Annotated in this window: 12 protein-coding genes; 9 read left to right on the top strand and 3 right to left on the bottom strand. The window is 67.5% G+C overall.

Annotated features, from left to right (window positions below; all coding sequences use genetic code 11):
* Positions 1-73: 73 nt before the first annotated feature.
* The 9 genes from ACAD63_RS03390 (at position 74) to ACAD63_RS03350 (ending at position 7,705) form a co-directional block, all read left to right on the top strand.
* On the top strand, positions 74-1,144 hold the full coding sequence (locus ACAD63_RS03390; RefSeq protein WP_133092252.1) for an AI-2E family transporter: 1,071 nt from the start codon (positions 74-76) through the stop codon (positions 1,142-1,144).
* A gap of 59 nt (positions 1,145-1,203) precedes the next feature.
* Positions 1,204-1,914 (top strand): DnaA regulatory inactivator Hda, encoded by a 711-nt coding sequence (gene hda / locus ACAD63_RS03385; RefSeq protein ID WP_133092253.1) that lies wholly within the window; start codon positions 1,204-1,206, stop codon positions 1,912-1,914.
* Between the two features lie 61 nt (positions 1,915-1,975).
* Positions 1,976-2,650, top strand: coding sequence for an HAD family hydrolase (locus tag ACAD63_RS03380; RefSeq protein WP_133092254.1), 675 nt, complete (start codon positions 1,976-1,978; stop codon positions 2,648-2,650).
* A gap of 1 nt (position 2,651) precedes the next feature.
* Positions 2,652-4,181 carry a polynucleotide adenylyltransferase PcnB gene (pcnB, locus tag ACAD63_RS03375; RefSeq protein ID WP_135705887.1) on the top strand — a complete coding sequence of 510 codons (1,530 nt, stop codon included), beginning with the start codon at positions 2,652-2,654 and terminating at the stop codon, positions 4,179-4,181.
* Positions 4,182-4,709, top strand: a complete 528-nt coding sequence (gene folK / locus ACAD63_RS03370) for a 2-amino-4-hydroxy-6-hydroxymethyldihydropteridine diphosphokinase (RefSeq protein WP_133092256.1) — start codon at positions 4,182-4,184, stop codon at positions 4,707-4,709.
* Between the two features lie 28 nt (positions 4,710-4,737).
* Positions 4,738-5,379 carry a deoxynucleoside kinase gene (locus tag ACAD63_RS03365; RefSeq protein ID WP_434033420.1) on the top strand — a complete coding sequence of 214 codons (642 nt, stop codon included), beginning with the start codon at positions 4,738-4,740 and terminating at the stop codon, positions 5,377-5,379.
* A 106-nt stretch (positions 5,380-5,485) separates the two neighbouring features.
* Complete coding sequence (gene panB / locus ACAD63_RS03360; RefSeq protein ID WP_434033419.1) at positions 5,486-6,307, top strand: 3-methyl-2-oxobutanoate hydroxymethyltransferase; 822 nt, start codon at positions 5,486-5,488, stop codon at positions 6,305-6,307.
* A 4-nt stretch (positions 6,308-6,311) separates the two neighbouring features.
* Positions 6,312-7,010, top strand: a complete 699-nt coding sequence (locus ACAD63_RS03355; RefSeq protein ID WP_133092259.1) for an ABC transporter permease — start codon at positions 6,312-6,314, stop codon at positions 7,008-7,010.
* Positions 7,007-7,705, top strand: a complete 699-nt coding sequence (locus ACAD63_RS03350) for an ATP-binding cassette domain-containing protein (protein ID WP_133092260.1) — start codon at positions 7,007-7,009, stop codon at positions 7,703-7,705. The genes ACAD63_RS03355 and ACAD63_RS03350 overlap by 4 nt, the downstream gene beginning before the upstream one ends.
* Before the next feature lie 3 nt (positions 7,706-7,708).
* Here ACAD63_RS03350 and ACAD63_RS03345 read toward each other — a convergent pair whose 3' ends face one another.
* From ACAD63_RS03345 to dnaK, 3 genes are all read right to left on the bottom strand, one after another.
* Positions 7,709-9,631 carry a chorismate-binding protein gene (locus ACAD63_RS03345; RefSeq protein ID WP_434033418.1) on the bottom strand — a complete coding sequence of 641 codons (1,923 nt, stop codon included), beginning with the start codon at positions 9,629-9,631 and terminating at the stop codon, positions 7,709-7,711.
* Between the two features lie 229 nt (positions 9,632-9,860).
* Complete coding sequence (dnaJ, locus tag ACAD63_RS03340) at positions 9,861-11,006, bottom strand: molecular chaperone DnaJ (protein ID WP_135705891.1); 1,146 nt, start codon at positions 11,004-11,006, stop codon at positions 9,861-9,863.
* A 171-nt stretch (positions 11,007-11,177) separates the two neighbouring features.
* Positions 11,178-13,121 carry a molecular chaperone DnaK gene (gene dnaK, locus ACAD63_RS03335; RefSeq protein ID WP_133092263.1) on the bottom strand — a complete coding sequence of 648 codons (1,944 nt, stop codon included), beginning with the start codon at positions 13,119-13,121 and terminating at the stop codon, positions 11,178-11,180.
* Between the last annotated feature and the right edge of the window lie 193 nt (positions 13,122-13,314).

Below are 13,314 nucleotides of genomic sequence, written 5' to 3'. Positions count from 1 at the left end.
GAGGCCCCCGGCTTCCAGTTTCCGGCCAACTATGCCGAAAACCCGCCCTGCCGCCTCTTGCCCAGATTATTTGATGAACGCCCCGCTGCTGAACCACGAGACCAAACGCATCCTGCTCTGGATCGCAGTGGCCGCCGCGCTGTTCGCCGCGATCATCGCGCTGGCGCCGGTGCTGACGCCGTTCCTGTTCGCGTTCATCTTCGCCTATATCCTGAACCCGGGTGTGGACTGGCTGCAACGGCGCCGGGTGCCGCGCGCCATCGGCGTGACGCTGATGATCCTGCTGCTGACGGTGATCTGCGTGATGCTGGTGCTGCTGCTGATCGCGGTGCTCCAGCGCGAGATCCCGCAGGTGCGCGAGCAGTTGCCGATCCTGCTGAAAAAGCTCAATTCCGTGGTGGCGCCGCGGCTGGCGGAGTTCGGCGTGCGCGTGCGCTTTGACTTCCCGGGGCTGCGCAGCATGCTGTCGGACCGCTTCTCGGCCAGCCCGGAAGACCTGCTGGTGGTGTTGCTGAACTACGTCAAGATGTCGGGTTCGGCACTGATCGAGGTGGCGGGCATCATCTTTATCGTGCCCATCGTCATGTTCTACCTGATGATGGACTGGCACATGGTGATGCGCCGCATCGAGGGCGTGGTGCCGCGCCGCTGGGTGCCCAAGGTGCGCGAGCTGACCAACGAGACCGATGCCCTGCTGTCGCAATACCTGCGCGGCCAGATCCTGGTGATGGTGATCCTGGCGGCGATCTACTCGATCGGGCTGACCATTGCCGGCTTCGATATCGGCGTGCCGGTCGGGGTCTTCACCGGGCTGGCGGTCTTTATCCCGTATATCGGCTTCGGTGTCGGGCTGGTCATGGCGATCCTGGCGGCGATGCTGCAGTTCGGCAACTGGTATGGGCTGGGTGCGGTGGCGGTGGTGTACGGCTTCGGCCAGTTCATCGAGAGCTTCTACCTGACGCCGCGCCTGGTGGGCGAGCGCATCGGGCTGCACCCGCTGGTGGTGATCTTCGCGCTGCTTGCCTTCGGCCAGCTGTTCGGCTTCTTTGGCGTGCTGCTGGCGCTGCCGACGTGCGCCGTGCTGCTGGTCGGCGCGCGGCAGCTGCGCCGGGTTTACGTGGCCAGCGACCTGTACCGAAAATAACGGCTGCCACTATCCCGACCCCATCCCCCAGACGCCACCCCGCAAGTTAGCCATACGTCATGTCCCCGCGTCCCAACAAGCAACTGTCGCTCGAACTGGGCAGTCCGCCGCCTTCGACCTTCGAGAATTTCGTGGTGGCGGCCAACCGCGAGCCGGTGCAGCGCCTGCAGGAGCTGCCCGCCGCGGTCGCGCAGGAGCGCGCCACCGACCGGCTGGTCTACCTGTGGGGCGAGGTCGGCTGCGGCCGCACCCACCTGCTGCACGCGGTCTGCGAGGCAGCGCCACAGCATGGCATCCGCTCGCGCTACCTGAGCCCGCACCACCCGTTGTCCGACTTCCTGTTCGACCCGTGGTGCCAGCTCTACACCGTCGACGATGTCGAGCTGCTGGACGAAGCGCGCCAGATCGCGGTGTTTTCGCTGTACAACGAGGTGCGCGCCCACGTGCGCACCGCGCTGGTGGTCGCCGGCGGCCTGGCCCCGCGCGCCATGCCAGTGCGGGAAGACCTGCGCACCCGGCTGGGCTGGGGCCTGGTGTACCAGGTCGCGCCGCTGTCCGACGACGACAAGAAGGCCGCGGTGCTGCAAGCGGCACGCGAGCGCGGCCTGCAGCTGTCGCCCGAGATCACGCACTGGCTGGTCACGCGCCACTACCGCGACATGCCCAGCCTGATGGCGCTGCTCGACGCGCTCGATACCTACTCGCTCGAACGCAAGCGGCCGGTCACGCTGCCGCTGCTGCGCGAGATGTTCGCTGAATTCCGGGACTAGGCGACGGCCCCGCCCCGCCCGCTCCCTTACCCCATCCTGCCTTAAGGTAAAATCGCGCCCCATGAATCTGGCACTCTTTGACCTCGACCACACCCTGATCCCGACCGACAGCGACCACGAATGGGGCCGCTTCCTGGTCCGCCTGGGCATCGTCGACGAGGAAATTTACCGGCAGAAGAACGACGAGTTCTACAACCACTACAAGGCGGGCACGCTGGACATCCAGGCGTTCCTGCGCTTTGCGCTGGGGCCGCTGGCGGCCAACCCGCGCGACAAGCTCGACGCCATGCGCGCGCAGTTCATGCACGAGGTGATCGACCCGGTGATCACGCCGCAGGCGCGCGCGCTGGTCTACAAGCACATCGAGGCCGGCGACCTGTGCGCGGTGGTGACCGCCACCAACAGCTTCGTCACGGCGCCGATCGCCGCCGCCTTCGGCATCAAGCACCTGATCGCGACCGAGCCCGCCACCGTCGACGGCAAGCCGGAAAGCCAGTTCACCGGCGATGTCTTCGGCGTGCCGAGTTTCCGCGAAGGCAAGATCACCCGCGTCGAAGCCTGGCTCAAGGCCCAGGGCGCGACCTGGGACAACTTCGAGACCACCACCTTCTACAGCGACTCGGCCAACGACCTGCCCCTGCTGGAAAAAGTCTCCGAGCCGATCGCCACCAATCCGGACGATCGCCTGCGCCACCACGCCGCCGCGGCCGGCTGGCGCATCATGGATCTGTTCTGACGTGATCAAGAAGCTCATTACCAGGCTGCTGGGCAAGCCCGGCCCCAAGCAGCGCCGCACCGGCCGCGCCCATACGCCGCGCATCGTCAACGTGGACGAGCACCAGATCGACCCCACGCTGTTGTCGCGCAATGCCGTCAAGGTCACTTCGACGCTGCAGCAGGCCGGCTACCAGGCCTATATCGTCGGCGGCGCCGTGCGCGACCTGCTGCTCGGCATCAAGCCCAAGGATTTCGACGTCGCCACCAATGCCACGCCCGAGCAGGTGCAGTCGCTGTTCCGCCGCTCGCGCATCATCGGCCGCCGCTTCCAGATCGTGCACGTGACCTTCTACGGCGGGCGCGAGCAGGAAATCATCGAGGTCTCGACCTTCCGTGCGCTGGTCGACGCCATCGCCAGCGAGACCCTGCCCGAAGGCCGCCGCCTGAAGCGCGCCGAGCTCGACAGCAAGACCCATGCGATCGACGCCTCGGGCCGCGTGCTGCGCGACAACGTGTGGGGCTCGCAGGCCGAAGACGCGGAACGCCGCGACTTCACCATCAACGCGATGTACTACGACCCGGCCGCGCAGACCGTGCATGACTACCATCACGGCATGGAAGACATCCGCGCCCGCACGCTGCGCATGATCGGCGACCCGGCCACGCGCTACCGCGAAGACCCGGTGCGGATGCTGCGCGTGGTGCGCTTTGCTGCCAAGACCGGCTTCGATATCGACGAGGCCACGCGCCATCCGGTCGCCAGCCTGGCCGAGCTGATCCACAACGTGCCCAGCGCACGCGTGTTCGACGAGATGCTCAAGCTGCTGATGTCCGGCCACGCCTGGGCCTCGCTGCAGGAGCTGCGCAAGGCGGGCCTGCACAAGGGCCTGCTGCCGCTGCTGGACGTGGCGCTGGAGCAGCCCATGGGCCAGCGCTTCGTGCAGCTGGCGCTGGATAACACCGACCGCCGCGTGCAGGCCGGCAAGCCGGTGTCGCCGGGCTTCCTGTTTGCCGCGCTGCTGTGGCACCACGTGCTGCAGCGCTGGAACCAGTTGCGCGACGAAGGCGAGCACGCCATCGCCGCGCTCAACAGCGCCATGGATTCGGTGCTCGAAAAGCAGACCGGCCAGCTGGCGATCCAGCGCCGTTTCGTCACCGACATGCGCGATATCTGGGGCATGCAGCCGCGCTTCGAGAAGCGCGTCGGCCGCATGCCGTTCCGCCTGCTGGAGTCGCCGCGCTTCCGTGCCGGCTACGATTTCCTGCAGCTGCGCTGCCAGTCCGGCGAGCTGCCGGAAGAGCTGGCCGCCTGGTGGCAGGACTTCCAGAACGCCGAGCCACATGAGCGCGAAGACCTGATCGACGCCGTGCGCGGCGCGCGGGGCCAGGGTGGCGGCCAGGGCGGAGCCCAGGGTGCGGAAGGCGAAGGCCCGGCGCGCAAGAAGCGCCGCCGACGCAGTCCGCGGAAATCGGATAAAGTTTCTTCCCGGAGCGACTCGGACGCGGGCCAGGCAGCACATGCCGGCCCCGGCCAGCCGGAGGAAACGTAAATGACTCTCGCCTTCATCGGCATCGGCGCAAATCTGGGCGATGCCCGCCAGGCCATCAAGGACGCCATCGTGTGCCTGGCCCAGCAGGTCGGCATCACGGTGCTGGCGCGTTCCTCGCTCTATCGCACCGCGCCAGTCGATGCCGGCGGCGACGACTACTACAACGCGGTGGTCAAGGTGCAGACCTCGTTCACCGCGTCGCAGCTCCTGCGCATCTGCCACCACATCGAGGACCAGTTCGGGCGCGAGCGCCCGTTCCGCAACGCGCCGCGCACGCTCGACCTGGATCTCCTTGTGTTCGGCAACGAACAATACGACGACGAGCACCTGACCGTGCCGCATCCGCGCGTGACCGAGCGCGCCTTCACGCTGGTGCCGCTGGTGGAGCTGGACGCCGAACTGTCGATCCCCGGGCGCGGCCGCGCCGCCGACTTCCTGGCCGGCGTGACGTCCCAGCGCATCGAGAAAGTCTCCACCTGCAAGTGCCTGCGCCTGCAGGCCGAAGGCAGGGCCGGCAGCAACGGCTGAGGCTCCCGGGTCATCCGCGCAAAGCGCCATGCTCGACCACCTGCGCCGCATCGTCGTCGAAGGCCCCGTCGGATCGGGCAAGACCTCGCTGGCCCAGCGCCTGGCGCACACGCTGCAGGCGCACGAGCTGCCTGACTGCGCGCGCCGCAGCCCCTTCCTGGAACCGTTCTACCGCGATCCCGCGCGCCACGCGCTGGCAATGCAGCTGTGGTGCCTGACGCAGCGCGCCGCGCAGCTGCAGCAATGGCAGGCCGCGCTGCTGGCCGGCCAGCGCATGGTCAGCAATTTCCTGATGGCCAGGGACCGCCTGCACGCGGCCCTGACGCTGGCGCCTGACGAACTGGCGCTGTACGACGCCATTGCCGCGCGTTTCAGCCTGCCGCCGCAGCGGGTCGACCTGGTCATCGTGCTGCAGGCCACGCCGTCGCTGCTGCGCGAGCGCATCGTGCGCCGCGGCGAGCCGGGCGAGGCCGGCATCGACGAACACTATCTGCAGCGGCTGGCCGACGCCTACGGCGAACTGTTCCACCGCTACGACGAGGCCCCGGTACTGGTCGTCGATACCGCCCACTTCAATCCGGTGGACAACGATAACGATTTCCGTACACTACTGTCGCGCATTGAAATCATGCGCGGCCGCAAGGCCTTTCTCAATCTCGCTGCGCCCTGACAGGCCCCGCCTGCCAGCCACAACACAATAACGACGGCAGCCGTTGCCCTGCGTGGTATCGCGGGTGGTTTAGCGGCACAACCCGCCGTCACCTTCGGGCACTGCCATGAGTTACCTCCTCGACCCCTCCCGCAAGACCATCACGATCCCCAAATTGCAGGCGATGCGCGACGCCGGCGAGAAAATCGCCATGCTGACCGCGTACGACTCCAGCTTCGCGGCGCTGCTCGACTACTGCGGCGTCGAGATGATCCTGGTCGGCGATTCGCTGGGCAACGTGATGCAGGGCCAGCAGACCACGCTGCCGGTGACGCTGGAACACATGGCCTACCACACCGAATGCGTGGCGCGCGGCAACCAGACCGCCATGCTGGTGACCGACCTGCCATTCGGCACCTACCCAACGCCGGAAACCGCGTTTGCCAGCGCCGTCACGCTGATGAAGGCCGGCGCGCAGATGGTCAAGCTCGAAGGCGGCGACTGGCTCGCGCCTATCGTCAAATTCCTGGTCGAGCGCAGCATCCCGGTGTGCGCGCATATCGGCCTGACGCCGCAGTCGGTGCATGCGCTGGGCGGCTTCAAGGTGCAGGGCAAGACCGACGCGGGCGCCGCGCAGCTCAAGCGCGACGCGCTGGCGCTGCAGGAAGCGGGCGCGCAGGTGGTGCTGATGGAAGCGGTGCCGGCCAAGCTCGCCGGCGAGATCACGCAGCTGCTGAAGGTGCCGACCATCGGCATCGGCGCCGGCGCCGACTGCACCGGCCAGGTGCTGGTGCTGCAGGACATGATCAATGTCTACCCCGGCCGCAAGGCAAAGTTCGTGCGCAACTTCATGGAAGGCCAGACCTCGATCGAAGGCGCCGTGCGTGCCTACGTGGCCGCGGTCAAGGACGGCAGCTTCCCCGCTCCCGAGCACACCTTCTCCGCCTGACCCGGTGGAGATCGCTGCCGCCACCGCCGCCGCATTCCGCCTGCTCGGCAGCGGCGACGCGGGGCTGTGGTTCATCGTCTGGACCTCGCTGGCCATCGCGGTGCTGGGACTGGCGCTCGCCACCGTGCCCGCCATCGCCGCCGCCTGGCTGATCGCCACGCGGCAGTTCCCGGGGCGGCGCGCGGTGGTGGTGGTGGTGCAGGCTTTTCTCTCGTTTCCGACCGTGCTGGTCGGGCTGATCCTTTATCTCTTGCTGACGCGCCAGGGGCCGCTGGGCAGCCTGCACCTGCTGTTCACGCCGTCGGGCATGGTGCTGGGGCAGGCGGTGATCGGCTTCCCGGTGGTGCTGGCGTTTGCGCTGTCGACGCTGCAGGGTGCCGATGTACGCCTGCGCGAAACCGCGTGGGTGCTGGGCGCCGGGCGCTGGCGCACCTTCTTTACCGTGCTGCGCGAGCTGCGCTTCGGGCTGATGGCGGCGGTGGTGGCGGGCTTCGGGCGCGTGATCGCCGAGGTCGGTTCGGCGCTGATGATCGGCGGCAATATCGAAGGCTCGACCCGCACCATCACCACCGCGATCGCGCTGGAAACCAGCAAGGGCGAATTCGCGCAGGGCATTGCGCTGGGCATCGTGCTGGTGGCGCTGGCGCTGCTGGTCAATATCGGCATGGCGTGGCTGCAGGGCGCAGGAGGGTTCCGGCGATGACAGCGGCATCCCAACCACCGGCCTCCCCGTTGCTGACCGTGCGCGGGCTGGCCCGCACCATCGGCCTGCGCCGCCTGTTTGCCATCGACACGCTGTTGATCCCGCGCGCCACCGCGATCGTGCTGACCGGCATGAATGGCGCCGGCAAGACCACGCTGCTGCGCATGCTGGCCGGGCTGGAACGCGCGCCCGGCGCCACCGTGCAATGGACCGATGCCAACGGCCAGACCCATGGCGCGCCGCTCGATCCGCTGCCGCTGGCGGTGCGCCAGCGCATTGCCTATCTGCACCAGCACCCCTACCTGTTCCGCACTTCGGTGCGCGCGAACATCGCCTACGGCCTGCATGCGCGCCGCCTGCCGCACGACGAGATCGCGCGGCGCGTGGGCGAGGCGCTGGGCTGGGCCGGCGTGTCACACCTGCAGGACACCGCGCCCGAATACCTGTCGGGCGGCGAGATCCAGCGCGTGGCGCTGGCGCGCGCCAAGGTGCTGGAGCCGGAGCTGTTGTTGCTCGACGAACCGACCTCGAGTCTCGACGGCCATGCACGCGAACAGGTGATTGCGTTGGTGCGCGACCTCGCCACCGAAGGCCGCACCGTGATCATGGTGTGCCACGACCGCGAGCTGATCAACCTGCCGGGCGTGGTGCGCTGGAAGCTGGGCGACGGCGTGCTGGACACGCATCACCCGTAGCGCCTAGATGAGCGTTGCCGGCATTGCGCCGCGCAGTGCATTGACTACCACGACGGCGTCGGCACGCGCCAGCATGGCGCGAGTGATGACGCCCTCCTCTACCGTTTCACCGGGCGCGCCAAGTGCCGCGCCGCCTTGCTCCAGCACGACCGCGCGCATCACCCCGGGCAGGATGTCGGCCGACAGCGGCGGCGTCAGCCAGCGGCCATCGATGCGGACGAAGACCGAACTGCGCCCGCCTTCCAGCAACTCGCCACGGGCATTGAAGAACAGGCGGTCGAAGCCGCCGGCGCGCTCCGCGGCTTGCCAGCCGGCGTCGTAGACGGCGCGGGCGCTGATCTTGTGGCGGCGCAACGGATCGACGTCGGGCAATGTTTCGGGCGCCAGGTCGACCGTGACGGGCACCGGCAACGGCACAACCGCGCCGCTGGAGAAGGACAGCGTGCCCGCCTTGTCCAGCGCCATGCGCAGGCGCCAGGTACCGGCGCCAAGTTGCCCGGCCTGCGTCACCGCCGCTGCCCGTGCAGCGTCGGCATCGAAGGCAAACCCAAACGCACGCGCCGAATTTCCGAGGCGCGCAAGGTGGCGGTCCGCGTGCAGGCATTCACCGTCCTGCACGCGCATGGTCTCGAACAGCGTGAAGCCGGGATCGAGCCGCCTCAGGAAGCGCGCCTTCCAGCCGCATTCCGCGAATTCCTCGCCGGCCACGCTGTCGTGGACGATGCCGCCGCCGACGCCCATCTCGCCGGAACGCAGCCCGCTGGCCGCTGGCGGCGCCAGCACCAGGGTGCGGATTGCCACGGACAGCGCAAACGGGCCCATGGCGGCACCGGCTTGCGGGGCATCGATCCAGCCGATCGCGCCGGTGTAGAGGCCGCGCGGCGTGCCTTCCAGCGCGGCGATGATCTCCATGGTGCGGCGCTTGGGCGCGCCGGTGATCGAGCCACATGGGAACAGCGCCGCCATCAGCGCGCCGAAGCCGGTCCCTGGACGCGCCGTGGCGGTGACCGTCGAGGTCATCTGCAGTACCGCGCCGAACGGCTGCACGGCAAAGCGCTCGGGCACCGCCACGCTGCCCGGCTGCGCGATCCGGCCCAGGTCGTTGCGCAGCAGGTCGACGATCATCACGTTCTCGGCGCGGTTCTTGGCATCGGCGGCGAGCGCGGCCGCGGCCTGCGCGTCGCGCTGCGCATCGCCCGAACGCGGCGCGGTGCCCTTCATCGGGCGCGTCAGCAGGTGGCCGCCGCCGTCGTGGCGCACGAACAGCTCCGGCGACAGCGACAGCACCCAGGCGTCGCCCGGCAGCCGTGCCAGCGTGCCGTAGGGCACCGGCTGCGCGGCGCGCAGCGCGGCGTACAGCGCCAGCGGATCGCCGAAGGCATGGAAGCGCAGGCGCTGGGTGTAGTTGACCTGGTAGGTGTCGCCGGCCTCGATCCACTGGTGGATGCGGGCGATGGCGTCGTCGAAGGCTTCGCGCGGAGTATCGGAGGCGACGTCCATCAGGCCGGCAGGCGCAGGCGTGGCGTTACCCTGGAGCCATTCAGTCACGGCCGCGCCGTCGAGGTGGCGCAGCTCGCGGAACCAGAGCAGGCGCAGCGCACCGTCATGGCACGGCATCGTCCCGCCGGTGTGGACCGGGGCGTCGACCAGCGCGCCGCCGAACTCGTAAGGGGCGAACAGCGTGGCGTGCCAGCCTTGTCGCCAACCTTCGGCGAGCATCGCGTCGAGCCGGGCGGTATCGCTGCCAGCGGGCAGTACGTCTTCGTGGAGGAAGCTGGTGTAGAGACGCGATGCGGCCTGTGGCACCGGGGCAGTGGCGTCATCGAGAAGGACGAAGACCTCTCCTTGGGCTGAGGGCGTGCTCCCCTCTCCCGCTTGCGGGAGAGGGGCCAGGGGTAAGAGCGGGGGCTGGATGCTGGCTACCACGGGAAATCGTCAGGGAAAACTGGACTGCCGGCACGGCCGGCATGAAGTACTAGGATGCATTATCGCGCGCGACGGGGTGGTGGGCGATGGAGGCGCCTGCCCTCTCCCCCGGCCCCTCTCCCGCAGGCGGGAGAGGGGAGAAAACCGGCGGCTTTTTGAGGGACAGCGCCGCACCAAAAACAAAACCGGCCACGCTCTCACGTGGCCGGTCTCATACCGCCAGGCCGGATCAGCTGAAGAAACTCTTCACCTTATCCAGCCATGATTGCTCCTGCGGGCTATGCCGCGAACCGCCCTCGTGCACCGAGCGGTCAAACTGGCGCAGCAGTTCCTTCTGCGACTCGGTCAGCTTGACCGGCGTCTCCACGTTCACATGCACGTAGAGATCGCCCGGATAGCCCGAGCGCACGCCCTTGATGCCCTTGCCGCGCAGGCGGAAGGTCTTGCCCGATTGCGTCGCCTCGGGCACCGGGAAGGTGGCCTTGCCGTTCAGCGTCGGCACTTCCAGGTCGCCGCCCAGCGCCGCGGTGGCAAAGGAGATCGGCATCTGGCAATGCAGGTCGTCGCCGTCGCGCTCGAACACCGCGTGCTGCTTGATGTGGACTTCCACGTACAGGTCGCCCGGCGGCCCGCCGTTGATGCCCGGCTCGCCGTTGCCCGACGAGCGGATGCGCATGCCTTCGTCGATGCCCGCCGGGATCTTCACTTCCAGCGTCTTCTGCGACTTCAGCTTGCCCTGGCCGTGGCACTTGGTGCACGGCTTGGGAATGAATTTGCCGCTGCCGTGGCACTTCGGGCAGGTCTGCTGCATGGTGAAGAAGCCCTGCGACACGCGCACCTGGCCGGCGCCGTGGCAGGTCGGGCAGGTCTCGACGCTGGAGCCCGGCTCCGCGCCCTTGCCGTGGCAGTGGTCGCAGTCGTCCCAGTGCGGCACGCGGATCTGCGCCTCGTGGCCGTGCGCGGCCTGCTCCAGGCTGATCTCCATGCTGTAGCGCAGGTCGGCGCCGCGATAGGCCTGCGGGCCGCCGCCGCCGCGGCGACCACCCTGCTGCTGGCCGAAGATATCGCCGAAGATGTCGCCGAAGGCTTCGGCGAAACCGCCGTAGCCCTGCGCGCCGCCGAAGCCGCCGGCCATGTTGGGGTCGACGCCGGCGTGGCCGTACTGGTCATAGGCCGCTTTCTTCTCCGAGTCGGAAAGCATCTCGTAGGCCTCTTTGACCTCCTTGAATTTTTCCTCGGCGACCTTGCCGTCCTTGCCCTCCGGATTGCGGTCCGGGTGGTACTTCATCGCGAGCTTGCGATAAGCCTTCTTGATTTCGTCGTCGCTCGCGTTCTTGCCTACCCCGAGCACTTCGTAATAGTCACGTTTTGCCATGGTGGCTCAAACCTTTTTGGCCGGCACGCGCATGCGGCGCTCCACCGGCGAATAGCAAAAAAGCCGAGCGAGGCATCCGACGGCGGTTTCCCGCTGGGTCCGATGGCCGCGCCCGGCGTCGGGGCGGGAGCGGTGCCGGCCAGTGCCTGCACCGCCGCCCGCGTGTCCCGATTACTTCTTGTCGTTGACTTCCTTGAATTCGGCGTCCACAACGTTGTCGTCCTGCGGCTGGGCCTGCTGCTGCGCGCCGGCACCTGCCGCACCCGCCGCGCCCTGCTCGCCGGCCTTGGCCTGCATGTCGGCGTAGACCTTCTCGCCCAGCTTCTGGCTGACTTCCGACAGCGCGTTGACCTTGGCATCGATCTCGGCCTTGTCGCCGCCGCGGGCGGCGTCTTCCAGTTCCTTGATCGCGGCTTCGATCTTTTCCTTCTCGCCGGCTTCCAGCTTGTCGCCGTATTCGGTGACGGCCTTCCTGGTCGAGTGGATCAGCGCGTCGGCCTGGTTGCGGGCATCAGCCAGCTCGCGGGCCTTCTTGTCTTCCTCGGCGTTGGCCTCGGCGTCCTTGACCATGCGCTGGATCTCGTCTTCCGACAGGCCCGAGTTCGCCTTGATGGTGATCCGGTTTTCCTTGCCGGTGGCCTTGTCCTTGGCGCCCACGTGCAGAATGCCGTTGGCGTCGATGTCGAACGAGACTTCGATCTGCGGCGTGCCGCGCGCTGCGGGCGGAATGCCTTCCAGGTTGAACTCGCCCAGCAGCTTGTTGCCCGAGGCCATTTCACGCTCGCCCTGGAACACCTTGATGGTCACGGCCGGCTGGTTGTCGTCGGCGGTCGAGAACACCTGCGCATGCTTGGTCGGGATGGTGGTGTTCTTGGTGATCATCTTGGTCATCACGCCACCCAGGGTCTCGATCCCCAGCGACAGCGGCGTCACGTCCAGCAGCAGCACGTCCTTGCGGTCGCCCGACAGCACCGAGCCCTGGATCGCGGCACCGACGGCCACGGCTTCATCCGGGTTCACGTCCTTGCGCGCTTCCTTGCCGAAGAACTCCTTGACCTGCTCCTGCACCTTGGGCATGCGGGTCATGCCGCCGACCAGGATCACGTCGTCGATGTCGCTGACCTTGACGCCGGCGTCCTTGATCGCGGTGCGGCACGGCTCGATGGTGCGGGTGATCAGCTCTTCGACCAGCGACTCCAGCTTGGCGCGGGTGATCTTCAGGTTCAGGTGCTTCGGACCCGAGGCATCGGCCGTGATGTACGGCAGGTTGATCTCGGTCTGCTGCGAGCTCGACAGTTCGATCTTGGCCTTTTCCGCGGCTTCCTTCAGGCGCTGCAGCGCGAGCACGTCCTTGGACAGGTCGACGCCCTGGTCCTTCTTGAACTCGGCGATGATGTAGTCGATGATGCGCTGGTCGAAGTCTTCGCCGCCCAGGAAGGTGTCGCCGTTGGTCGACAGCACTTCGAACTGCTTCTCGCCGTCAACGTCCGCGATCTCGATGATCGAGATGTCGAAGGTACCGCCGCCGAGGTCATACACGGCGATCTTGCGGTCGCCCTTCTCGTTCTTGTCCAGGCCGAAAGCCAGCGCGGCCGCGGTCGGCTCGTTGATGATGCGCTTGACGTCCAGGCCGGCGATGCGGCCGGCGTCCTTGGTCGCCTGGCGCTGCGAGTCGTTGAAGTACGCCGGCACCGTGATCACGGCTTCGGTCACCGGCTCGCCGAGGTAGTCCTCGGCCGTCTTCTTCATCTTGCGCAGGACTTCGGCCGACACCTGCGGCGGCGCCAGCTTCTGGTCGCGCACCGACACCCATGCGTCGCCGTTGTCGGCCTTGACGATGGAGTACGGCATCAGGCCGATGTCCTTCTGGACTTCCTTCTCTTCGAACTTGCGGCCGATCAGGCGCTTGACCGCGTACAGCGTGTTACGCGGGTTGGTCACGGCCTGCCGCTTGGCGGGCGCGCCGACCAGGATCTCGCCGTCTTCCATGTAGGCGATGATCGACGGGGTGGTGCGGGCACCTTCCGAGTTTTCGATGACCTTGGGGGTATTGCCCTCCATGATCGCCACACAGCTATTGGTGGTACCGAGGTCGATACCGATGATCTTACCCATTATTCTCTCCTCTTGAGCCATCGCCATCCGCGCGGCTGCAATTCAACCTGAGGCCGAAATGTGGCCGCCCGGGGTCTTTTCAAGGGCAGAAACGGCAAATCCGAGTAAATTTCTCGGATTTTGCGTTTCCTCAACGGCATTTGCGGCCGGGGCTTGAGCCCAAGCCCTCGGCCGGCGACAAAAAAATGCCGCC

Source organism: Cupriavidus sp. a3 (genome assembly GCF_051015765.1).
Classification (GTDB): domain Bacteria; phylum Pseudomonadota; class Gammaproteobacteria; order Burkholderiales; family Burkholderiaceae; genus Cupriavidus; species Cupriavidus oxalaticus_A.
The sequence above is the reverse complement of the archived record's forward strand: the minus strand, read 5'-3'. Positions and strand labels throughout refer to the sequence as shown.

What these genes read in the sequence shown, in the direction of transcription:
- dnaK (WP_133092263.1), bottom strand. Translation starts at nt 13,121, where the DNA reads ATGGGTAAGATCATCGGTATCGACCTCGGTACCACCAATAGCTGTGTG.
- ACAD63_RS03365 (WP_434033420.1), top strand. Translation starts at nt 4,738, where the DNA reads ATGCTCGACCACCTGCGCCGCATCGTCGTCGAAGGCCCCGTCGGATCG.
- ACAD63_RS03350 (WP_133092260.1), top strand. Translation starts at nt 7,007, where the DNA reads ATGACAGCGGCATCCCAACCACCGGCCTCCCCGTTGCTGACCGTGCGC.
- ACAD63_RS03390 (WP_133092252.1), top strand. Translation starts at nt 74, where the DNA reads ATGAACGCCCCGCTGCTGAACCACGAGACCAAACGCATCCTGCTCTGG.
- folK (WP_133092256.1), top strand. Translation starts at nt 4,182, where the DNA reads ATGACTCTCGCCTTCATCGGCATCGGCGCAAATCTGGGCGATGCCCGC.
- ACAD63_RS03380 (WP_133092254.1), top strand. Translation starts at nt 1,976, where the DNA reads ATGAATCTGGCACTCTTTGACCTCGACCACACCCTGATCCCGACCGAC.
- dnaJ (WP_135705891.1), bottom strand. Translation starts at nt 11,006, where the DNA reads ATGGCAAAACGTGACTATTACGAAGTGCTCGGGGTAGGCAAGAACGCG.
- hda (WP_133092253.1), top strand. Translation starts at nt 1,204, where the DNA reads ATGTCCCCGCGTCCCAACAAGCAACTGTCGCTCGAACTGGGCAGTCCG.
- panB (WP_434033419.1), top strand. Translation starts at nt 5,486, where the DNA reads ATGAGTTACCTCCTCGACCCCTCCCGCAAGACCATCACGATCCCCAAA.